Source organism: Achromobacter sp. NFACC18-2 (genome assembly GCF_900108985.1).
In the GTDB taxonomy this organism is placed as follows: Bacteria; Pseudomonadota; Gammaproteobacteria; order Burkholderiales; family Burkholderiaceae_B; genus Achromobacter.
Genome location: NZ_FNYM01000001.1, coordinates 283,593 through 303,675, shown reverse-complemented (window position 1 = coordinate 303,675; position 20,083 = coordinate 283,593). Strand labels below are relative to the sequence as shown.

Here is a 20,083-nt window from a genome sequence, read left to right as displayed (position 1 = left end):
TCACCCTCCCGTTTCGGCGGGCGCCAACCGCAGCAATTCACCCGGCGAAGCATCCGTCAGCACATACACATAGCCGTCGGGCCCCTGCCGCACGTCGCGTATGCGGCGCTTGCGGTCGTCGAGCAGCGTTTCCTTTTCGATCACGCGGTTGCCATCGACGGTCAGGCGGATCAGGTTCTGGTTGCCCAGCGCGCCGATGAACACCGAATTGCGCCACGCCGGAAACCGGTCCGCGTCATAGAAGGCCATGCCGCTGATGGCGGGCGACTTCGGCCACCAGAAGACCGGCGGCTCCATGCCCGGCAAGGTCTCGCCCTTGGCCTCGGGAATGGCCAGCCCCGAATAGTTGATGCCGTGGGTCGCCAGCGGCCAGCCATAGTTCTTGCCCGGCTGCACCACGTTGATCTCGTCGCCGCCGCGCGGCCCGTGTTCGTTTTCCCAGAGTTCGCCCGTCCACGGATTGAGCGCCATGCCCTGCGGATTGCGATGCCCGTACGACCAGATTTCCGGCCGCGCGCCCTGCCGGCCGACGAAGGGATTGTCCGCGGGCACGGTGCCATCGACCTTGAGCCGGACGACCTTGCCCTGCAGCTTGTCCAGGTCCTGCGCGGTGGGACGCTGGTTGTTCTCGCCCAACGCGATGTAGAGATGACCCTTGCCGTCGAATACCAGGCGCGCCCCGAAATGCTGGCCGGACGACAGCTTGGGTTCCTGGCGGAACAACACGCGAAAATCCTCCAGGCCGCTGGCGTCATCGGACAGGCGCCCACGTCCCACGGCCGTCCCGCTCTTGCCGCCGTCCGCTTCCGCATAGGCCAGATAGACATAGCGGTCGGTCGCGAAGTCCGGCGACAGCGCCACATCGAGCAGGCCGCCCTGCCCGCGCGCGGCCACCTTGGGCACGCCGGCCAGGGGCTTGGACAGCCCGCCGGGCGTGCGCAGCAGCCGCAGGTTGCCGGGGCGTTCGGTAATGAGAATGCCGCCGTCGGGCAGGAAGGCCATCGACCAGGGATGGTCCAGGCCGCCCACCACGGGCGTCACCCGCGCCGGCGCCGAGGGCGGTTCCTGCGCGGCGCGCGCAATCGCGGGCGCGACGGCACAGGCCAGCGTCAAGGACAGGAAAAAGGGAATCGCGCGCGTGCTCGCGGCGGTGCGTGACGGCATGGACATCTCCGGCGGCGACAGGTTGGAATGCGGGCGCGGAAGGCATGACAGAGAGGCGCGGGGTGCCGGCGAATGGCGCGCCCGCTTGGCGTACCATAGCGCCCAGCGACGGGAGCTCTCCCGTCCTTCCTGTCAGGAGACTCCATCACATGAAACTGTACTACATGCCCGGCGCGTGCTCGCTCGCTTCCCACATCGTTCTGGAGTGGATCGGCAAGCCGTACGAAACGCACAAGCTCAGCCGCGACGCCCTCAAAAGCCCCGAGTTTCTGCAGATCAACCCGCTGGGCGCCGTGCCTGCGCTGACGGTCGACGACTGGACCCTCACGCAGAACGTCTCCATCCTGGAATACCTGGCCGAACAGGCTCCGGAAAGCCAGCTGCTCGGCGACGGCACCCCGCGTTCGCGCGCCGAAGTGCGCCGCTGGGTCGGCTTCATCAACTCCGACCTCCACAAGACCTTCTCGCTGCTGTTCGGCGCGCAACGCTACCTGCAGGACGAAAGCGCGCAGAAGGAACTGGCGGCGTCCGCCTCGGCGCTGCTGACGAAGCTGTTTGCGCAACTGGACGCGCAACTGGCCGGCAAGTCCTATCTCGTGGGCAGCGCGCCGTCGATCGCCGATGCCTACCTGTACGTGGTGCTGCGCTGGGCGCGCGCCAAGGAAGTGAACCTGTCGGGCCTGGACAACCTGTCCACGTTCCATGCGCGCATGGAGGCCGACGCCGGCGTCAAGGCTGCCCTGCAGGCCGAAGGGCTGTAACGCACCGCGCTGCCCGGCCGCCTCATCCCGGCGTCACTCATCCCGGCGTCACTCCTCCCGGCGCCACTTATCCCGGCGCCACGCCGGGCAGCACCTGACCTTCCAGCGTCTTCTTCACCGCCGCCAGGAAGCGCCGCGCCAGCAAGGGCGGCGCGGTCAGGTTGGAATGGGTCGCCCAGATTTCGACGCTGGCCTCGGGCTTGATCGGGCGCAGCGCCATGTGCGCGGCCTGGTCCGGCGTCACGCACCACGCGTCCACCAGCGCCGGCCCCAATCCCTGCTGCACGAACGAACAGGCCGTCACGGGAGAATGCACCTCGATGGCGGCCGCGCAGCGCGGTCCATCGCCAAAGAAAGACTGCAGCGCGCGCCCCAGCGGCGTGTCGCGCGGGTAGCCGATCCACGCCGCCGACGAGAAATCCTCCGGCAGGATCGCATCGTGGCTGGCCAGCGGATGGCCGGGCGGCAGCACGCAGATCACGGGCACCTGCGCGAGACGGACGGAGGTCAGGTTCGGATGGTCGGGCGGCTGCATGGAAATGCCGATGTCCGCCTGGCCGGATAGAAAGTACGCCGCCAGTTCGTCGAAGGTCACGCTGCGGTAATCCACCCGCGCGCCGGCATTGCGGCCACGGAAGCGCTCCAGCGCCATGGGGATGAGGCGCTGGCCGAAGCTGGCGCTGGCCACGATTTTCAGCATCCCCGCGCCCGACTGGCCCAGGCTGGCGGCCAGGTCGTTCACGCGCTGGATGCCGCCGTACACCTGCTCGACCTCGGCATACAGGCGCCGCGCCTCGGCCGTCGGCGACAGCCGGCTCTTCACGCGCTCGAACAGGCGATAGCCCAGGCGGGTCTCCGTCAGGGCCAGCACCCGGCTCACCGCCGGCTGCGACACATGCAGCATGCGCCCCGCCCCGCTGATCGACCCGGCCATCATGATGGCGCGGAACACCTCGATCTGGCGCAGGTTCAGCGGCCGCCCCGCACTCGGACCCACCTCGTCGGCATACGCATCCGCTTCCATTTCTTCCCCTTTTCCAATAACGGGGGATTATAGGTTTGAGACATTTTTCGATGACGCAGTGCCGCATGGCCGGGTGTAATCTGCCCGCTCCACAAAACAACATCAGGGGAAATCCACCATGCGCAACAAGTTCTTCCGCAGCCTTTCCGTGGCGGCGCTCAGCGTCGCCCTGTTCGGCACGGCCTCGGCGGCCGGCTATCCCGACAAGCCCATCACCTTCGTGGTCCCGTCCGCCGCGGGCGATCGCCCGACGTGCTGTCGCGCCTGATCACCACCCAGATCGCCCGCGACACGGGCGCCACCATGGTCATCGAAAACCGCCCCGGCGCCGCCGGCAACATCGGCATCGCGCTGATCAAGCGCGCCGCGCCCGATGGCTACACCGTGGGCTACGGCAACATCAACACGCTGGCCGTGAACCGCTCGCTCTTCAAGCGCCTGCCCTACGACGTCGACAAAGACCTGACCCCGGTCGCCCACATGTTCGATCTCTACAACGCGCTGATCGTCCCGGTCGACTCCCCCGTCAAGAGCGTCCAGGACCTGATCGATCGCGCTCGCAAGGAACCGGGCCGCCTGTCGTACGGCGCGTCGGGCGTGGGCACGACGGGCCACATGGGCGGCGAGCTCTTCAAGAGCATGGCCAAGGTGGACGTGATGTTCATCCCCTACAACGGCGGCCCGGCCGCCATCCAGGACCTGCTCGGCGGCCGCCTGGACTACCTGTTCGTCAACACCTCGGAGGCCGCGCCGCTGGTCAAGAGCGGCAAGGTCCGCGCCATCGGCGTCAGCAGCCTGAAGCGCCTGCCGATGATGCCCGACGTGCCCACGCTGGACGAAGCCGGCCTGAAGGGCTATGAAACCGTCGCCTGGGGCGGCGTGGTGGCGCCCAAGGGCACGCCCGACGACGTGGTGGCCTCGCTGAACGCCGCCGTCCAGAAGGCGCTGCAGGCGCCGGAAGTGCGCCAGGGCCTGGCCACGCTGGGCGCCGAACCGGCCACCGGCTCCCCCGCCGACTTCAAGAAGCTGATCGATCGTGAAACCGCCAAATGGCAGCAGATCATCGACACGGCCGGCATCGATAAGCTCGACTGAGCCAGCGTCATGACGGCAGACACCTTGCAGGCTGACTTCATCGTCGCGGGCGCAACGCTCATCGACGGATCGGGCGGGCCCGCGCGCCAGGGCGACCTGGCCGTGCGCGGCGGGCGCATCGCGGCGGTGGGCGGCTTCGCCCACCCGGACGGAGTGCCCGTCATCGACGGGCGGGGCCAGGTCCTGGCGCCGGGTTTCATCGACTCGCACACCCACGACGATGGTTACCTCCTGGCCCATCCCGACATGCGGCCCAAGGTGTCGCAGGGCATCACCACCGTCGTCACCGGCAACTGCGGGATCAGCCTGGCGCCCCTGTCCCGCACCCAGATCCCGCAGCCGCTGGACCTGCTGGGGCCGCCGGAGCTGTTCCGCTTTGACACCTTCCGCGCCTGGATGGACGCGCTGCGGGCCACGCCCGCGGCCGTCAACGTGATTCCGCTGGTGGGCCACACCACGTTGCGCGTCGCCGTCATGGACGACACCGCGCGCGCGGCCAACGGCGCCGAACGGGCCGCCATGCGCGCGCTGCTGCAGGAAGCGCTGGATGCCGGCGCGTTCGGCGTGTCCACGGGCACGTTCTATCCGCCGGCCAGCGCCGCGCCCACCGACGAGATCGTCGACGTGTGCCTGCCGCTGCGCGGCCGCGCCGGCATCTACGCCACCCACCTGCGCGACGAGGCCGACCACATCGTGCCCGCCATGGAAGAGGCGCTGCACATCGGCCGCGAGATCGACTGCCGCGTCGTCTTCTCGCACCACAAGCTGGCGGGCGAACGCAACCACGGCCGCACCCGCGAAACGCTGGACCTCATCAGCCGCGCGGCGGCCTCGCAGCCCGTCTGCCTGGACTGCCATCCCTACCCCGCCACGTCGACCATGCTGCGGCTGGACCGCGCGCGGCTCGCCAGCCGCACGATGATCACGTGGTCCAAGGGCTACCCGGACGCAACCGGCCGCGACTTCAGCGACGTCATGGCCGAGCTGGGCCTGGACGACGAGGCGGCCGTCGCCAGGCTGGCGCCCGCCGGCGCCATCTACTTCCTGATGGACCCGGCCGACGTCAAGCGCATCTTTGCCCATCCGCTGACCATGGTCGGCTCGGACGGCCTGCCCTTCGATCCCCATCCGCACCCGCGCCAATGGGGCACCTTCACCAACGTGCTGCGCACCCTCGTGCGCGAGCAGCAACTGCTGACGCTCGAATCCGCCATCCACAAAATGACCGGGCTGGCGGCCGCCCAATACGGTGTCGCCGGGCGCGGCCTGCTGCGAGAGGGGTATCATGCCGATCTGGTGCTGTTCGATCCCGCCACCGTCACTGACGCGGCCACTTTTTCAGCTCCCATTCAGGCAAGCCGGGGCATCCACGCCGTGTGGGTCAATGGCAGGCAAGTCTGGGACGGGGAACGGACGGGCGCCGAACGCCCGGGCCAGGTCCTGACGCCCGGTGATGCATGAGCACGGAGTACATAAAGTGAAGACGTTTTCCCAGGGCTGCTACCTGGGTGTATTGGGCGGGATGGGGCCCATGGCCGGCGCGGCCTTTGCCCTCCGCCTGGCGGCGCTGACCCCCGCCACGATCGACCAGCAACACATTCCCACGCTGTTGCGCAACGATCCCCGCATTCCCGACCGCTCCAGCGCCTACATGGCGGGCGGCGAGAACCCCCTGCCCCACATGGTGGACGGCGTGCGCTTCCTGGAGCAGGCCGGCGCCCAGCTCATCGCCATCCCGTGCAACACGGCCCATCTGTGGTTCGACGAGATCGCCGCTTCGACGCCGCTGCCGGTGCTGCACATCATCGAAGCCGTCATCGAAGACCTGCGCCGCCTGGGCCTGCCCAGCGGCCGCATCGGCCTGATGGGCACCGCCGCCACGCTCAAGCTCGGCCTCTACCAGCGCCACCTTCTGGCCCAGGGCTACGAATGCATCGTGCCCGATGACGACGAAGTCGAACGCTACTGCATGGGCTCGATCCGCGCCGTCAAAGGCAACCAGCTCGAAGACGCCTTCGCGCCCGCCGCCGAATGCATCGCCCGCCTGAAGGCGCGCGGCGCCGACGCCGTGGTGCTGGGCTGCACCGAGCTGCCCCTCGCCGTCCCGCACGCCCTGCGCGCCAGCCTGGGCGTGACGCTGACCGACTCCATCGACGCCCTAGCCCGCGCCGCGATCGCGCATTACCAGGCCGACCAGCCGGAACAACGCATCGCGGCCTGAAGACGGCGCAATGCCGCCGTCTGGCGAGCCATACGAAAAAAAAGGCGCATCTTCCGATGCGCCTGCTTCCTTCGCGGGGAAGACGTCAACCGCCCAGATACGCCTTGCGGACCTGGTCGTTGACCAGCAAATTCGCGCCGGTGTCCTGCAACACCACGCGCCCGTTCTCCAGCACGTAGCCGCGGTCGGCCACGCCCAATGCCTTGTTCGCGTTCTGCTCGACCAGGAACACGGTCACGCCCTGTTCGCGGATCTCGCGGATGATGTCGAAGATCTGCGCAATGACCAGCGGCGCCAGGCCCAGCGTGGGCTCGTCGAGCAGCAACAGGCGCGGACGGGTCATCAGCGCACGGCCGATCGCCAGCATCTGCTGTTCGCCGCCCGACATCAGGCCCGCGCGCTGGCTGGCACGCTCTTTCAAGCGCGGAAACAGGCCATAGACATGGTCGATGCCCGCCTGGATCTCGTCGCGCTTGGCGAAAAAGCCCCCCATCATCAGGTTCTCGGCGACCGTCAGGTCCTTGAACACGCGCCGGCCTTCAGGCGAAATGGCGATGCCACTGCGCATGATGTGGTGCGTTTCCTTGTGGGTGATGTCCTCGCCCTCGAACGTGATCTTGCCCTCGCGGGCCCGGGGGTTGCCGCAGACCGTCATCAGCAGCGTCGTCTTGCCCGCGCCGTTGGCGCCGATCAGCGTGACGATCTCGCCCTTGTTGACCTCTACCGACACGCCATTGAGCGCCTGGATGGCGCCATAGTAGGTGTGTATGTTTTCCAGCTTGAGCATCATTCCTCCCCCAGATACGCCTTGATGACGCGCTCGTCGTTGCGCACCTGGTCGGGGGTGCCGGTCGTGATGGGCTTGCCATGTTCCATGACCAGGATGCGGTCCGAAATGCCCATGATCAGGCTCATGTCGTGTTCGATCAGCAGCACCGCGACGCCGAACTCGCGCCGCAACTGGTCGATCAGCGATTGCAGGTCCCGCTTTTCCTGGGGATTCAGGCCGGCCGCCGGTTCGTCCAGCATCAGCAGCCGCGGCTTGGTGATCATGCAGCGCGCGATCTCCAGGCGCCGCTGGTGGCCGTACGCCAGGTTGCCGGCTTCGCGGTTGGCGAACTCGCGCAGGCCCATGAAATCGAGCCATTGCGCCGCGCGCGACAGCGCCTCGGCTTCGGACTGCCGGTAGCCCTTGAGCTTGAGCAGGCCGGGCAGCAGCCGCGCCTCCACCTGCGTGTGCTGCGCGACCAGCAGGTTCTCCAGCACGGTGAGCTGCTTGAACAGGCGCACGTTCTGGAACGTGCGCACCAGGCCGTGGCGCGCCACCTTGTGGCTGGCCAGCCCCGTGATGGGCTTGCCGTCCATGATGATTTCGCCCGCCGTGGGCGCGTAGAACCCGCCCACGCAGTTGAACACGGTGGTCTTGCCGGCGCCGTTGGGGCCGATGATGGCGAACACCTCGTCGGACTTGACCTCGAAGGCCACGCTATCGACGGCCAGCAGGCCGCCGAACCGCATGGTCAGGCCGGATACTTTCAGCAATGCCTCGCTCATTTAGACAGCTCCACGTGGGGACGCTTCATGGGCAACAACCCCTGCGGACGCCACATCATCATCAACACCATCACCAGGCCGAACATCAGCATCCGGTACTCGGCGAACTCGCGCGCCAGCTCGGGCAGCACGGTCAGCAGGATGGCCGCAAGGATCACGCCCACCTGCGACCCCATGCCGCCCAGCACCACGATGGCCAGGATCAGCGCGGACTCGATGAAGGTGAAGGATTCCGGATTGACCATGCCCTGGCGCGCGGCAAAGAACGCGCCGCCAAAGCCCGCGAACATGGCGCCCAGCGTGAACGCGGACAGCTTGATGCGCGTGGGGTTCAGGCCCAGCGAGCGGCAGGCGATCTCGTCCTCGCGCAGCGCCTCCCAGGCGCGGCCCACCGGCATGCGGATCAGGCGCGTGGACACGAACAGCGTCACCAGCGCCAGCAACAGCGCCATCATGTACAGGTAGATCACCAAGTCCTGGTTCTGGAACGTCAGCCCGAAGAAGTCATGGAACGTCTGGTCACCCTCGGTGCTGGCGCGGCGCGTCATTTCCAGGCCGAAGAACGTGGGCTTGGGAATGCCGGAGATGCCGTCCGGGCCGCCCGTCACCGTATTCAGGTTGATGAGCAGCAGGCGGATGATTTCACCGAAGCCCAGCGTCACGATGGCCAGATAGTCGCCGCGCAGCCGCAGCACGGGAAAGCCCAGGACAAAGCCAAACAGCGCGGACATCGCGCCCGCGAACGGCAGCGCCTCCCAGAAGCTCCAGCCGCCCCAGTGATACAGCAAGGCGTAGGTATAGGCGCCCACCGCATAAAAGCCCACGAACCCCAGGTCGAGCAGGCCGGCGAAACCGACCACGATGTTCAGGCCCAGGCCCAGCATGACGTAGATCAGCACCAGCGTGGCGATGTCGACCGAACTGCGGCCCGCGAAGAACGGCCAGATCACCGCGATGGCCAACAGCAGGAACATCAGCGGCTTGTGGGTCTTGGCGGGCGCCGCCGACAAGGTCGGCAGCCCGGTCTTGAGCTTTTGGAATGGAATGGCGATCCAGGGCCGCAGTAGCTGGAATACGAACACCGCCGCGGCGGCAAGCGCCACCAGCGACCAGTTCGATTCCATGGAGGTGCGGGCCCCCTGGCGGATGAGCTGCAGGCCAAAGACCGGCGTGACGATGACCGCCGTCAACACGGCGGCCACGGTGGCGTTTTTGAGATTGTTGTTCGACATCAGACTTTTTCCACCTCAGGTTTGCCCAGCAGCCCGGTGGGACGGAACAGCAGAATCAGGACCAGCAGCGAGAACGCCACGATGTCCTTGTACTGTGACGAGATATAGGCGGCCGCGAAGGTTTCGGCCAGGCCCAGCAACACGCCGCCCAGCATGGCGCCGGGGATGCTGCCGATGCCGCCCAGCACCGCGGCCGTGAAGGCCTTGATGCCGGCCAGAAAGCCGATGAAGGGATTGAGCTTGCCGATGGTGATGGCGATCAGCACGCCACCCACCGCCGCCAGGATCGCGCCCATCACGAACGTGAACGAGATCACGCGGTTGGTGTCGATGCCCAGCAGGTTGGCCATGTGCATGTCCTGCGAGCAGGCGCGCGACGCGCGTCCCATGCGGGAATACTTGATGAACAGCGTCAGCGCCACCATCAGCACCACCGTCACGACGATGATCATGATGCGCGAGTACGGCACCGTCACGTCGAAATCGGTACCCATCTGGAACTGCACGGCGCCGGACACCAGCGCGGGCACGGCCATGTCGCGTGCGCCCTGGCCGAGCGCCACCCAATTCTGCAGGAAGATCGACATGCCGATGGCGGAGATCAGCGCCACCAGGCGGGGGCTGCCGCGCACCGGCCGGTACGCAACGCGTTCGACCGAAAAACCGTAGATGCCGGTGACGGCGATGGCCACGAGCAGCATGGTGGCAATGATGAACGGCATGGGCAGGCCGCTGCCGGTGCCGATGGCCGTCAAGGTGACCAGGCCCACGTAGGCGCCGATCATGTAGATTTCGCCGTGGGCGAAGTTGATCATACCGATGATGCCGTAGACCATTGTGTAGCCGATGGCGATCAGCGCATAGATCGCTCCCAGGGACAATCCGTTGAAGAATTGCTGGGTAAGTTGGGGTATGAGGTCAGACATGATTCTCTTGCTCCAAATGGTTCCGGCCCCGGTAGTGAGACCCGGAGCCGGAAACCTGGGCGTATTTCATAAGGGCCTGTGATCGCCGCCTTGCCGGCCGCACAGCGCTTTTGGCGCATCGCTACGCGGATTACGGCAAGACGGAGACGACAGGCCCTACACGCCGGCAACGCGCCGGCGGGATCGCGTGTTTACAGCTGGGTCTTCTTTCCGTTCTTGTCCCACTTGTAGACGGCGAACTCGAAGTCCTTCAGGTCGCCCTTGGCATCGTATTCGACCTTGCCGATGCCGGTGTTGAAGGTGGTCTTGTGCATGTAGTCCGCGACCTTGGCCGGGTCTTCGCCAACGGCGTTGATGCTGTCGACAAGGATCTGGACCGCGGCGTAGGCCGGCATCTGGAAGGCGCCGTCCGGATCGCGCTTGGCGTCCTTGAAGGCCTTGACGATGGCTTCATTGCCCGGCAGCTTGGTGAAGTCAGCCGGCAGCGTGACCAGCAGGCCATCGATGGCGGGGCCGGCGATGGCCACCAGATCCTGGTTGGCCGTGCCTTCCGGGCCCATGAACTGGACGGTCAGGCCCTGTTCACGCGACTGGCGCAGCAGCAGGCCCAGTTCGGGGTGGTAGCCGCCGAAATAGACCAGGTCCACGCCCGCGGACTTCAGTTTGGTGATGATGGCCGAGTAATCGCTGTCGCCGACGTTGATGCCTTCGAACAGCGCGACGTTGACGTTCTGCTTGGCAAGCGCGTCCTTGACCTGGGTGGCCACGCCCGAACCGTAGGTCTGCTTGTCGTGCAGGACGGCGACCTTCTTGGGCTTGAGCGTCTTGGCGATGTAGTTGGCGGCGTACGGACCTTGCTGGTCGTCGCGGCCGATGGTGCGGAAGAAGAAGTGCGGCTTGATGGTGTCGGTGACCAGCGGCGACGTGGCGCCCGGGGTGATGCCGACGATGCCCTCTTCTTCATAGACCTTCACGGCGGCGACCGTCACGCCCGAGCACGCATGGGCCACGGCGAACTTGGCGCCGGAATTGACCACGCGGTTGGCCGCGGGCACGGCCTGCTTGGGTTCGCAGCCGTCGTCGATCAGGATGGGTTCGAGCTTCTTGCCCTTGACGCCGCCCTTGGCATTGATGGTCTCGATGGCGGTCAGCGCGCCGGCCTGGATCTGGTCGCCGTATTGGGTGTTGGGACCGGTCATGGGCTGGGGAATGCCGATCTTGATCGTATCGGCGGCGTGCGCGGCGCCAGCCAAGGCAAGTGCCCCAAGCGCCATGGCTACCGGGGTAAGGCGATTCAGAAACTTCATGCGGAGTTCTCCAGCGAGGTTTTGAGCGGCTCTGTCCAACACGGGTTATCGGGAGAGTACCCCTTTGTCCGCATTGCCCGTCGCCGGCTTCTTGGGCAAAAACACGATGTGGGCGGTATTCTGAAAGCAAGCCGTCATACTGTCACTGCGTGTAATCCCCAATATTTTGTCAGGGCCTTTTATTCGGGACGGATAGCGGGCGCAAGTCCGTGAATTCCTTGGATAAATCGCAAAAATTCCTGCGTCGATGACTGGTGAAAAAACGATATTTATGCTTGCGTCTTCCGCTTGTGCCAGGGATGGACGGATAAATATACGTAGCTATACGTAGTTATACGCAGCGATTAATACGTCGTTTAATCTCGCATTTAAATACAGTACTTACGCGGGTCTTACACAGCCCTTGCACAACGTGCTGCATCGCACCTGATTAATGCACACGTTAATAATGCAATGCATTCGCGGCGCACCAATATAAAAACGCGCGCCCCGGCATGAAAACATGCCATGGGCGCGCGCATGAACGGCGCCAGACGATGCGCAAGCCTAGGCGTTCGCAGGCCGCGCCAGATTCCACATCAGCGCGCGGAACGGCGCCAGCATGCTGATATTGACCGCCAGCTTGATCGCCAAGTCGCCCAGCATCCACGTCACCCAGGGCGCCCCGCTCGCCGCGAACGCCACGCTGAAGAACACCGCCGTGTCCAGGATCGCGCCCAGCACGCCCGACGCCAGCGGCGCGCGCCACCAGCGCTGGTCGCGCAACCGGTCGAACACCTGGATGTCGACGAGCTGCGCACACAGATAGGCCAGGCCCGAGGCCAGCGCGATGCGCGGCGACGCCACCCAGACCGACACCACCAGCGCGGCCGCAAAGCCGAACCACACCACCCGGCGGGCCGCGGCCGGCCCGAACCGGCGATTCAGCACGTCGGTGACCAGGAACGCCACGGGATATGACAGCCCGCCCCAGGTCAGCCAATCATTGAGCGGCACCTGGACCAGGATGTTGGAGCCCACCACCACGGCCAGCATGCACAGCACCGAGACCCCGAACTGGGTACGGGTCATGGCGGGAAAGCGCGCAACGTCCGCGGTCATTTGCCCGCCCCCCCGGCCAGCGCCGTCCACGCCGCCACGCGGACCGCCAAAGTGTCGTCTTGCCGCGACTGACGCGCGCAAGCCACACCGTCTTCGATGTTCCGTGCAGTGACCGCGAACCTGCGCGCGCGCGAGCGCGCAAGCGCGCTGCCGCAAGCCGCGGCGACAGGCCGGCCGGCCGCCGTCCAGGCGCCCCGGGCATCCTGGTTTATGTCAATGACATGACGGTCATTGGCGGCGCATACTCTGCCGGGCCGGCCCGCCGCCCGACGGGCCGGGGCGTCGCCGATGCCGCGGTTGCCGCCCTTGCCGATGAACGCAATCGAAAGTTCGTTTTTCATAGGCGGCGATTGTAATCGGTCCAATTCCCGGGCAAAGCGGATACAAAATGTTCGTTCGCGCCTGAAACGCGCAATTTGACAGGCGTTTGTAGGGATGTGAAAGTCACGGTTTTGTCACAAACAATTCATAAGGTGTCGTGTTTCATGCGGCCGGACACCCCGTTCGCAACACGCCCAACTGGAGAACCCATTTATGCGATCCCACCGTATTGCCCTGACATTTGCCGCCATCATGACGGCTTTCGCCGGCGCTTCCGCGCATGCGGCCACCGAGATCCAGTTCTGGCATTCGATGGAAGGCGCCCTGGGCGACCGCGTCAATGGCCTGGTCGATGAATTCAACAAGAAAAACCCCGACTACCAGGTCAAGGCCATCTACAAGGGCAACTACGGTGAATCCATGAACGCCGGCATCGCCGCGTTCCGCGCCGGCAACGCCCCGGACATCCTGCAGGTCTTCGAAGTCGGCACCGCCACCATGATGTACGCCAAGGGCGCCATCAAGCCGGTGCAGCAGATGTCCGAAGAAGCCGGCAACCCGATCGACCCGAAGGAATTCATTGGCGCCGTGGCCGGTTATTACTCGTCGGCCGACGGCAAGCTGGTGTCGATGCCCTTCAACAGTTCGACCGTGGTCTTCTACTACAACAAGGACGCCTTCAAGAAGGCCGGCCTGGACGCCGACAATCCCCCCAAGACCTGGGAAGAGCTGGCCGCCGCCGGCCAGAAGCTGAAGGCCGCGGGCCAGGAATGCGGCTACACCACGTCCTGGCCGTCGTGGACCCAGCTCGAGACCTTCTCGGCCTGGCATAACGTGCCGTACGCCACCAAGGACAACGGCTTCGGCGGCCTGGATGCGCGCATCGCCATCAACACCCCGCTGCACGTGCGCCACCTGGAAAACCTCGCCAAGCTGGGCAAGGAAGGCATCTTCATGTACGGCGGCCGCGGCGACGAGCCCAACTCGCTCTTCATCAGCGGCAAGTGCGCCATGATCACCGGCTCGTCCGGCCTGCGCGCCAACATCGCCAAGAACGCGAAGTTCGAATTCGGCACCTCCACGCTGCCCTACTACGCCGACGTCAAGGGCGCGCCGCAGAACACCATCATCGGCGGCGCTTCGCTGTGGGTCTTCGCCAACAAGAAGCCCGAGGTCTACAAGGGCGTGACCGAATTCTTCAAGTTCCTGGCCAGCCCGGAAATCGCCGCCCGCTGGCACCAGCAGACCGGCTACGTGCCCGTCACCAAGGCCGCCTACGAGCTGACCAAGAAGGAAGGCTTCTACGACAAGAACCCGGGCACCGAAGTCGGCGTCAAGCAGCTCAACGTCGAAACCACCGCCCAATCGCGCGGCCTGCGCCTGGGCTTCCTGCCGCAGATCCGCGAAATCGAAGACGCCGAAATCGAACGCATCGTTTCGGGCAAGGTCTCGGCCAAGGACGGCGCCGAGAACATCGTCAAGCGCGGCAACGAGTTGCTGGAAAAGTTCGAGAAGAGTGTAAAGTAACGCCCTTTCGCGCGATCTGACCGCCGCCTTGTCAATCGGCATTTTCCATGTCGCGACAAGGACTTACGAGGCTTAAAGCCCTGGTTTTTTTAGGGCTTTAAGCCTATCGTGTTTTTATGAGTGCCGGTGCTTTTCGGGCTCCGGGCGCCTCGCGCGGCACGCGCGCTGGCGGTTTCAGGCGGCGGTTATTCCAACCGCCGCTTTTCTGTACCTTGGGTTCCCCCTATGGAAAAACGCGTTGTATTCGGGCACAAGACCTTGCCCTATCTGCTGCTACTGCCGCAGTTGATCATTACCGTGGTGTTCTTCTTCCTGCCCGCCGGACAAGCCATGTGGCAGTCCATGCGCCTTGAAGACCCCTTCGGCCTTTCCTCGCAGTTCGTTGGCCTGGACAACTTCGTCGAACTGTTCTCGCAACAGAGCTACCTCGATTCCTTCCGCGTCACCGCCGTGTTTTCGGTGCTGGTGGCCGGCGTCGGCCTTGGCGTGTCCCTGGTGCTGGCCGTGATGGCCGACCGCGTGATCCGCGGCGCCGGACTCTACAAGACCCTCCTCATCTGGCCCTACGCCGTCGCGCCCGCCGTGGTCGGCGTGCTGTGGCTGTTCCTGTTCTCGCCTTCCGTCGGCATCCTGGCCGTAGCCCTGCGCAAGTCGGGCGTGGACTGGAACCCCCGCCTGGACGGCAACCAGGCCATGATCCTGGTGATCATCGCGGCCGTCTGGAAGCAGGTCTCCTACAACTTCCTGTTCTTCCTGGCCGGCCTGCAATCGATTCCGCGCTCGCTGATCGAAGCCGCCGCGATCGACGGCGCCAGCCCGGCGCGCCGCTTCTGGACCATCGTCTTCCCGCTGCTGTCGCCCACCACGTTCTTCCTGCTGGTGGTCAACATCATCTACGCCTTCTTCGATACCTTCGCCGTGATCGACACGACGACGCAAGGCGGCCCGGGCACGGCGACCTCGATCCTGGTCTACAAGGTGTACAGCGACGGCTTCCGCGGCCTGGACCTCGGTTCGTCCGCCGCCCAGTCCGTCGTCCTGATGTTCATTGTGGTTGCCTTGACGGTCGTGCAGTTCCGCTACGTCGACCGCAAAGTGCAGTATTGATTTTGTCCGAGGCTGATAACAATGGTTGAACGCCGTCCCTGGCTGGATATTCTGGCCCACGTCATTCTGCTTTGCGGCGTGGCGATGGTGGCATTTCCGCTCTACGTCACTTTCGTCGCGTCCACCCAGACCGCGCAGGAAGTCGCTCAGGCGCCGATGTCCCTGATCCCCGGTCCGCACTTCGTGGACAACTACATGAAAGCCCTGTTCGGCGGATCGTCCGGCGGTTCGTCGGGCGCGCCCGTCGGCCGCATGATGTACGTGAGCCTGATCATGGCGCTGGCGATCTCGCTCGGCAAGATCGCCATCTCGCTGCTGTCGGCATTCGCGGTCGTGTACTTCCGCTTTCCCGGCCGCATGTTCTTTTTCTGGATGATTTTCGTCACGCTGATGCTGCCGGTCGAAGTCCGCATCGCGCCCACCTACAAGGTCGTGGCCGATCTGGGGCTGCTCAACAGCTACGCGGGCCTGACGCTGCCGCTCATCGCGTCGGCCACGGCGACGTTCCTGTTCCGCCAGTTCTTCCTGACGGTGCCGGACGAGCTGATCGAGGCCGCGCGCATCGACGGCGCGGGGCCCGTGCGGTTCTTCCGCGACGTGCTGCTGCCGCTGTCCAAGACCAGCATCGCCGCCCTGTTCGTGATCCAGTTCATCTACGGCTGGAACCAATACCTGTGGCCGCTGCTCGTCACCACCCAGGAAGACATGTACCCCGTCGTCATCGGCATCAAGCGGATGATCAGCGGCGGCGACAGCGTGACCGAATGGAACATCACCATGGCCACCGCCATGCTCGCCATGATCCCGCCGGCGCTGGTCGTCATCCTGATGCAGAAATGGTTCGTCAAGGGCTTGGTCGACACTGAGAAATGACCCCCACGCCGCGCCCATCCGAACACGACTCCGAACACGAATAACTCATGGCTACTCTCAGCTTCCGCAACGTCAAGAAAACCTATGCCGGCAACGTGCCGGTCATCCATGGCATCGACATGGACGTCAAGGACGGTGAATTCATCGTCATCGTCGGCCCGTCGGGCTGCGGCAAATCCACGCTGATGCGCATGGTCGCCGGCCTGGAGACCGTCACCAGCGGCGAAATCGTCATCGATGACAAGGTGGTCAACACCCTGGAACCGGCCGAACGCGACATCGCAATGGTGTTCCAGAACTACGCGCTCTACCCGCACATGACCGTGTTCGAGAACATGGCGTACGGCTTGAAGATCCGCAAGTTCTCCAAGGACGAGATCAAAAAGCGCGTCGACATCGCCGCGCAGATCCTCGAACTGGGCCACCTGCTGGACCGCCGTCCGCGCGCCCTCTCGGGCGGCCAGCGCCAGCGCGTCGCCATGGGCCGCGCCATCGTGCGCGAACCCAAGGTGTTCCTGTTCGACGAGCCCCTGTCCAACCTGGACGCCAAGCTGCGCGTGGCGATGCGCCTCGAAATCATGAAGCTGCATCGCCGCCTGGGCACCACCAGCCTGTACGTCACGCACGACCAGGTCGAGGCCATGACGCTGGCGCATCGCATGATCGTCATGTACCAGGGCGTGCCCGAGCAGATCGGCACCCCCATGGAAGTCTTCGAAAAGCCCGCCTCCACGTTCGTGGCCGGCTTCATCGGCTCGCCCCCGATGAACCTCATGGAAGTGCAGGTGGCCGGCGACGGCACGGTCAAGACGGCCGACGGCAACGATCTCGAAATCTCGCCGCTGCAGGTGCCTTCGCAGGTGCGCGGCCGCAAGGTCATCATGGGCATGCGTCCCGAGCACATGCTGCTCAATACGCAGGGCATTCCCGCCGAAGTCGAAATGGTCGAAACCCTGGGCTCGGAACAGCTCGTCCACTGCCGCTGCGGCAAGAGCACGCTGGTGGTGCGCTGCACGACGCGCCAGTTGTCCGAGTCGTCCGCCAAGGTCGGCGCCCGCGTCAATGTCGGCCCCGACGGCCGCCATCCCCTGCACTGGTTCGAGGCCGACACGGGCCGCCGCGTGCAAGGCTTGTAAGCCGGCAGCGAGACGCCGCGCTTCTTTGCCGCACAAAAAAACCGGGCCGCAAGCGAAACGCTTGCGGCCCGGTTTTTATTCGGGCGCCAGGCAGGCGCCGCCCGTGCACGGGACGGGCCCCGCAGGACCCGTCGCGCCGCGGTTTACTTGTAGACGGTCTTGGAGCCGTCCTTGTGCCAGACGAACACGTCGAACTGGAAGTTCGTCAGGTCGCCCTGCTTGTTCCACGACACCTTGCCGATCGGCGTGTCGAAGGTGTTCGAATGCAGGTACTTCGCGACCTTGGTGGGATCGTCCGAGCCCGCGCCCTTGATGCCGTCCGCGATGAGCTGGGTGGCCGTGTAGGCGGTCATCTGGAACGCGCCGCCGGCATTGCGCTTCTTGGCTTCAAACGCCTTCACGATGTCGGCGTTGGCGGCGTTCTGGGTAAAGTCCGCCGGCAGCGTCAGCAGCATGCCTTCGACGGCGTCGCCCGCGATGGCATTGATGTCCGGGTTGCCGGTGCCTTCCGGCCCCATCCACTTGGCCTTCACGCCCTGCTCGGCCGACTGGCGCAGCAGCAGCCCCATCTCGGGGTGATAGCCGCCGTAATAGACGAAGTCCACGCCCTGGCTCTTGAGCTTGGTGATGACCGCCGAATAGTCGCTGTCGCCGGCGTTGATGCCTTCGAAGACGGCAACGGTCACGCCGCCCTTCTCGAGGTCGTTCTTGACCGCGGTGGCGATGCCCTGGCCATACGACTGCTTGTCGTGCAGCACGGCGACCTTCTTGGGCTTGATCTTTTCGAGGATGAACTTGGCGGCGGCGGGGCCTTGCTGGTCGTCGCGCCCGATGGTGCGGAAGATGAACTCGTAGTTTTTGCCGTCGGTCACGGCCGGCGACGTGGCGGACGGGGTGATCATCACCACGCCTTCGTTGTTGTAGATGTCGGCGGCGGCGATCGTCGCGCCCGAGCACACGTGGCCCACCACGAAACCGATCTTGCTGTTGACCACGCGATTGGCGGCGACGGGACCCTGCTTGGGCTCGCAGCCGTCGTCGATCACCACGGTTTCCAGCTTCTTGCCATTGACGCCGCCGGCGGCATTGATGCGCTCGACCGCGGTATCGACCCCTTCACGGACCATATCGCCATACTGCGTGACCGCGCCGGTGGTGGGGCCGACGACGCCGATCTTGATGGTCTGGGCGTGCGCGGCCGCGCCAAACGCCAAACCAGCGGCGACGCCCAGCGCTGCAATGACCGGGGTCAGACGGAATACTGGCTTCATGAGTGGACTCCTCGAATGACTTGTAATCGTTGATCCGTCAACGAGCGGACGGCCGGATATCGTTGATGTCGCGCCCGAGACAGTGCATTTGCACGGCAAGCATACACTGAAATATCGCGGCTTTTGGCCGGTTCCGGGGCGGTTTTGCCGCCGTTTCGTATTGCGCCGCGGCATCGCCGCCACGCCCCGCTTTATTCCGAACGCCGTATATGCAAAAGACGATTAATTCGTTTGAGTTACTAAAGCGCGGCGGCATCATGTGCCGCATGAGACTCCAACCGATAATCGTCCCGGGCTGGAAAAACTCCGGCCCCGATCACTGGCAATCCCGTTGGCAGGCCGTCATGCCCCATGCCCGGCGCATCGAGCAGCACGATTGGGACAACCCGTGCGCCGCCGATTGGATTTCCAGCCTGACCGCCAGCGTCGACGAAGCACGCAGCCCGGTGCTGCTCATCGCGCACAGCCTCGGCTGCCTGATCAGCGCCGCCCTGCCCGTGCCGCTTCGGGCCAAGGTCGCCGGCGCGCTGCTCGTCGCGCCCGCGGACGTCGAACGTCCCGACACCCCGCCATGCCTGCGCGGCTTCGCCCCGGTTCCCCGCCAGCCCCTGCCGTTCCAGAGCGTGGTGGTCGCCAGCGATAACGATCCCTACTGCTCGCTGGACCGCGCCATGGCTTTCGCCGCCGACTGGGGTAGCCGCATCGTCGTCATCCCGGGCGCCGGCCACCTCAATGCGGACAGCGGCCTTGCCGACTGGCCGCAAGGATTGAAACTGCTGGGCGCCCTGCGGCGAAGAGCCTCCTGGCGTATCCCCCCGCCCCCCAAACGCATCCCGCCCATTCCGGTGTACGGACTGTAAGCGGTTCTCCCGGCGTCGTGCATGCCACGCGACGGCGTCGCCCAGCCGCCGCCAGGCCATACATATCCCAGCGCCCTCGCGCTTACTGGGGCATTTTCGCCACGCAATTGCATACGTTTACACATTTATTCGCAGATACCCTTCAAATCGATTCTGCGCTTCGATATTCGTTAATAAACGCTAGCGATTATCTTTATTCGGCCAAATGAAATGTCCGAATCTGGGCATCATTGAAGTGATTTGTCGAATTTTGCGCCAATGCAGTTACAAGTAGTTGTTATGCTGGCGCCCGCATTGACCGCGTAGAAGCGAATTTGCTGCTATTGAAGGCCCAATCCGGGCGATTACCGCACTCGCAGCAGAACCCGATTCGGTCGAATTCGATACATATAGTAAAATCGCCTTCTATTTATCCAAATGTCACGGCGTCCGGGCCGCAACACTACCCCGCTTTGCTTGGTATTTAGGTGCGAGCGGCGCAGTCCCACCCCCGGCGCAAGACCGGCATCAAAAATGAATCAGCAGAGCATTACCCTCGCGCCCCGGCTACGGCGCAACTCCCCGCTCCACGGCGACTCCACGCTGCTACCGCATTCCGGACTG

General features: G+C 64.9%; 18 protein-coding genes and 1 pseudogene. 9 read left to right on the top strand and 10 right to left on the bottom strand.

The genetic code is table 11. The features are described from left to right. A complete protein-coding gene (locus tag BMW75_RS01385; protein ID WP_092575769.1) occupies window positions 1-1,164 on the bottom strand; it encodes a PQQ-dependent sugar dehydrogenase in 1,164 nt (387 codons plus the stop codon). Between the two features lie 149 nt (window positions 1,165-1,313). On the opposite strand from BMW75_RS01385, the gene BMW75_RS01380 reads away from it, so the two are divergent. Further along, the gene (locus tag BMW75_RS01380) at window positions 1,314-1,925 is read left to right on the top strand and encodes a glutathione S-transferase family protein (protein WP_092575766.1); all 612 of its coding nucleotides are present in this window, start codon (window positions 1,314-1,316) and stop codon (window positions 1,923-1,925) included. Between the two features lie 67 nt (window positions 1,926-1,992). On the opposite strand, the gene BMW75_RS01375 is transcribed toward BMW75_RS01380, so the two are convergent. Further along, window positions 1,993-2,949: a LysR family transcriptional regulator gene (locus tag BMW75_RS01375; protein ID WP_092575763.1), complete on the bottom strand. Its 957-nt coding sequence runs from the start codon at window positions 2,947-2,949 to the stop codon at window positions 1,993-1,995. A gap of 118 nt (window positions 2,950-3,067) precedes the next feature. Between BMW75_RS01375 and BMW75_RS01370 the strand changes: the two are divergent. The 3 genes and pseudogenes from BMW75_RS01370 to BMW75_RS01360 all read left to right on the top strand — a co-directional run bounded on the left by BMW75_RS01370 (window position 3,068) and on the right by BMW75_RS01360 (window position 6,265). Next, window positions 3,068-4,044, top strand: a pseudogene (locus BMW75_RS01370) (Bug family tripartite tricarboxylate transporter substrate binding protein). 9 nt (window positions 4,045-4,053) lie between these two features. After that, a complete protein-coding gene (locus tag BMW75_RS01365) occupies window positions 4,054-5,505 on the top strand; it encodes an N-acyl-D-amino-acid deacylase family protein (protein WP_092575762.1) in 1,452 nt (483 codons plus the stop codon). 16 nt (window positions 5,506-5,521) lie between these two features. After that, the gene (locus BMW75_RS01360) at window positions 5,522-6,265 is read left to right on the top strand and encodes a cysteate racemase (RefSeq protein ID WP_092575759.1); all 744 of its coding nucleotides are present in this window, start codon (window positions 5,522-5,524) and stop codon (window positions 6,263-6,265) included. A gap of 85 nt (window positions 6,266-6,350) precedes the next feature. On the opposite strand, the gene BMW75_RS01355 is transcribed toward BMW75_RS01360, so the two are convergent. The 7 genes from BMW75_RS01355 to BMW75_RS01325 form a co-directional block, all read right to left on the bottom strand. Then, the gene (locus tag BMW75_RS01355; RefSeq protein WP_076520978.1) at window positions 6,351-7,052 is read right to left on the bottom strand and encodes an ABC transporter ATP-binding protein; all 702 of its coding nucleotides are present in this window, start codon (window positions 7,050-7,052) and stop codon (window positions 6,351-6,353) included. Further along, complete coding sequence (livG, locus tag BMW75_RS01350; protein WP_092575756.1) at window positions 7,052-7,819, bottom strand: high-affinity branched-chain amino acid ABC transporter ATP-binding protein LivG; 768 nt, start codon at window positions 7,817-7,819, stop codon at window positions 7,052-7,054. The genes BMW75_RS01355 and livG overlap by 1 nt, the downstream gene beginning before the upstream one ends. Next, window positions 7,816-9,051, bottom strand: coding sequence for a high-affinity branched-chain amino acid ABC transporter permease LivM (locus tag BMW75_RS01345; RefSeq protein ID WP_175493063.1), 1,236 nt, complete (start codon window positions 9,049-9,051; stop codon window positions 7,816-7,818). Before BMW75_RS01345 ends, livG begins: the two co-directional genes overlap by 4 nt. Next, a complete protein-coding gene (gene livH / locus BMW75_RS01340) occupies window positions 9,051-9,977 on the bottom strand; it encodes a high-affinity branched-chain amino acid ABC transporter permease LivH (protein WP_076520981.1) in 927 nt (308 codons plus the stop codon). The genes BMW75_RS01345 and livH overlap by 1 nt, the downstream gene beginning before the upstream one ends. A gap of 191 nt (window positions 9,978-10,168) precedes the next feature. Beyond that, window positions 10,169-11,284, bottom strand: coding sequence for a high-affinity branched-chain amino acid ABC transporter substrate-binding protein (locus BMW75_RS01335; protein WP_076520982.1), 1,116 nt, complete (start codon window positions 11,282-11,284; stop codon window positions 10,169-10,171). 546 nt (window positions 11,285-11,830) lie between these two features. Then, entirely contained in the window at window positions 11,831-12,385 is a 555-nt protein-coding gene (locus BMW75_RS01330; protein WP_092575751.1) for a queuosine precursor transporter, read from the bottom strand. After that, the gene (locus tag BMW75_RS01325; protein ID WP_092575748.1) at window positions 12,382-12,726 is read right to left on the bottom strand and encodes a hypothetical protein; all 345 of its coding nucleotides are present in this window, start codon (window positions 12,724-12,726) and stop codon (window positions 12,382-12,384) included. The genes BMW75_RS01330 and BMW75_RS01325 overlap by 4 nt, the downstream gene beginning before the upstream one ends. Before the next feature lie 193 nt (window positions 12,727-12,919). Here BMW75_RS01325 and ugpB point away from each other — a divergent pair, with 193 nt between their 5' ends. From ugpB to BMW75_RS01305, 4 genes are all read left to right on the top strand, one after another. After that, window positions 12,920-14,233, top strand: coding sequence for a sn-glycerol-3-phosphate ABC transporter substrate-binding protein UgpB (gene ugpB, locus BMW75_RS01320; protein WP_076520985.1), 1,314 nt, complete (start codon window positions 12,920-12,922; stop codon window positions 14,231-14,233). A gap of 225 nt (window positions 14,234-14,458) precedes the next feature. Then, window positions 14,459-15,340 carry a sn-glycerol-3-phosphate ABC transporter permease UgpA gene (gene ugpA, locus BMW75_RS01315; protein WP_092575745.1) on the top strand — a complete coding sequence of 294 codons (882 nt, stop codon included), beginning with the start codon at window positions 14,459-14,461 and terminating at the stop codon, window positions 15,338-15,340. A gap of 21 nt (window positions 15,341-15,361) precedes the next feature. Beyond that, window positions 15,362-16,213 (top strand): sn-glycerol-3-phosphate ABC transporter permease UgpE, encoded by an 852-nt coding sequence (gene ugpE, locus BMW75_RS01310; protein ID WP_076520987.1) that lies wholly within the window; start codon window positions 15,362-15,364, stop codon window positions 16,211-16,213. Between the two features lie 47 nt (window positions 16,214-16,260). Next, window positions 16,261-17,349: a sn-glycerol-3-phosphate import ATP-binding protein UgpC gene (locus BMW75_RS01305; RefSeq protein ID WP_076520988.1), complete on the top strand. Its 1,089-nt coding sequence runs from the start codon at window positions 16,261-16,263 to the stop codon at window positions 17,347-17,349. A gap of 143 nt (window positions 17,350-17,492) precedes the next feature. Here BMW75_RS01305 and BMW75_RS01300 read toward each other — a convergent pair whose 3' ends face one another. Further along, window positions 17,493-18,620, bottom strand: a complete 1,128-nt coding sequence (locus BMW75_RS01300; protein WP_092575742.1) for a branched-chain amino acid ABC transporter substrate-binding protein — start codon at window positions 18,618-18,620, stop codon at window positions 17,493-17,495. Between the two features lie 266 nt (window positions 18,621-18,886). Between BMW75_RS01300 and BMW75_RS01295 the strand changes: the two genes are divergently transcribed. Continuing rightward, window positions 18,887-19,480 (top strand): RBBP9/YdeN family alpha/beta hydrolase, encoded by a 594-nt coding sequence (locus tag BMW75_RS01295; RefSeq protein WP_092575740.1) that lies wholly within the window; start codon window positions 18,887-18,889, stop codon window positions 19,478-19,480. Window positions 19,481-20,083: the final 603 nt, after the last annotated feature.

Excerpts from the sequence above, each read along its gene's own strand:
- BMW75_RS01300 (WP_092575742.1), bottom strand. The coding sequence starts at position 18,620 with ATGAAGCCAGTATTCCGTCTGACCCCGGTCATTGCAGCGCTGGGCGTC.
- BMW75_RS01335 (WP_076520982.1), bottom strand. The coding sequence starts at position 11,284 with ATGAAGTTTCTGAATCGCCTTACCCCGGTAGCCATGGCGCTTGGGGCA.
- livH (WP_076520981.1), bottom strand. The coding sequence starts at position 9,977 with ATGTCTGACCTCATACCCCAACTTACCCAGCAATTCTTCAACGGATTG.
- BMW75_RS01325 (WP_092575748.1), bottom strand. The coding sequence starts at position 12,726 with ATGAAAAACGAACTTTCGATTGCGTTCATCGGCAAGGGCGGCAACCGC.
- BMW75_RS01330 (WP_092575751.1), bottom strand. The coding sequence starts at position 12,385 with ATGACCGCGGACGTTGCGCGCTTTCCCGCCATGACCCGTACCCAGTTC.
- BMW75_RS01380 (WP_092575766.1), top strand. The coding sequence starts at position 1,314 with ATGAAACTGTACTACATGCCCGGCGCGTGCTCGCTCGCTTCCCACATC.
- BMW75_RS01385 (WP_092575769.1), bottom strand. The coding sequence starts at position 1,164 with ATGCCGTCACGCACCGCCGCGAGCACGCGCGCGATTCCCTTTTTCCTG.
- BMW75_RS01365 (WP_092575762.1), top strand. The coding sequence starts at position 4,054 with ATGACGGCAGACACCTTGCAGGCTGACTTCATCGTCGCGGGCGCAACG.
- BMW75_RS01305 (WP_076520988.1), top strand. The coding sequence starts at position 16,261 with ATGGCTACTCTCAGCTTCCGCAACGTCAAGAAAACCTATGCCGGCAAC.
- ugpE (WP_076520987.1), top strand. The coding sequence starts at position 15,362 with ATGGTTGAACGCCGTCCCTGGCTGGATATTCTGGCCCACGTCATTCTG.
- livG (WP_092575756.1), bottom strand. The coding sequence starts at position 7,819 with ATGAGCGAGGCATTGCTGAAAGTATCCGGCCTGACCATGCGGTTCGGC.
- ugpB (WP_076520985.1), top strand. The coding sequence starts at position 12,920 with ATGCGATCCCACCGTATTGCCCTGACATTTGCCGCCATCATGACGGCT.
- BMW75_RS01295 (WP_092575740.1), top strand. The coding sequence starts at position 18,887 with ATGAGACTCCAACCGATAATCGTCCCGGGCTGGAAAAACTCCGGCCCC.
- BMW75_RS01355 (WP_076520978.1), bottom strand. The coding sequence starts at position 7,052 with ATGCTCAAGCTGGAAAACATACACACCTACTATGGCGCCATCCAGGCG.
- BMW75_RS01345 (WP_175493063.1), bottom strand. The coding sequence starts at position 9,051 with ATGTCGAACAACAATCTCAAAAACGCCACCGTGGCCGCCGTGTTGACG.
- BMW75_RS01375 (WP_092575763.1), bottom strand. The coding sequence starts at position 2,949 with ATGGAAGCGGATGCGTATGCCGACGAGGTGGGTCCGAGTGCGGGGCGG.
- ugpA (WP_092575745.1), top strand. The coding sequence starts at position 14,459 with ATGGAAAAACGCGTTGTATTCGGGCACAAGACCTTGCCCTATCTGCTG.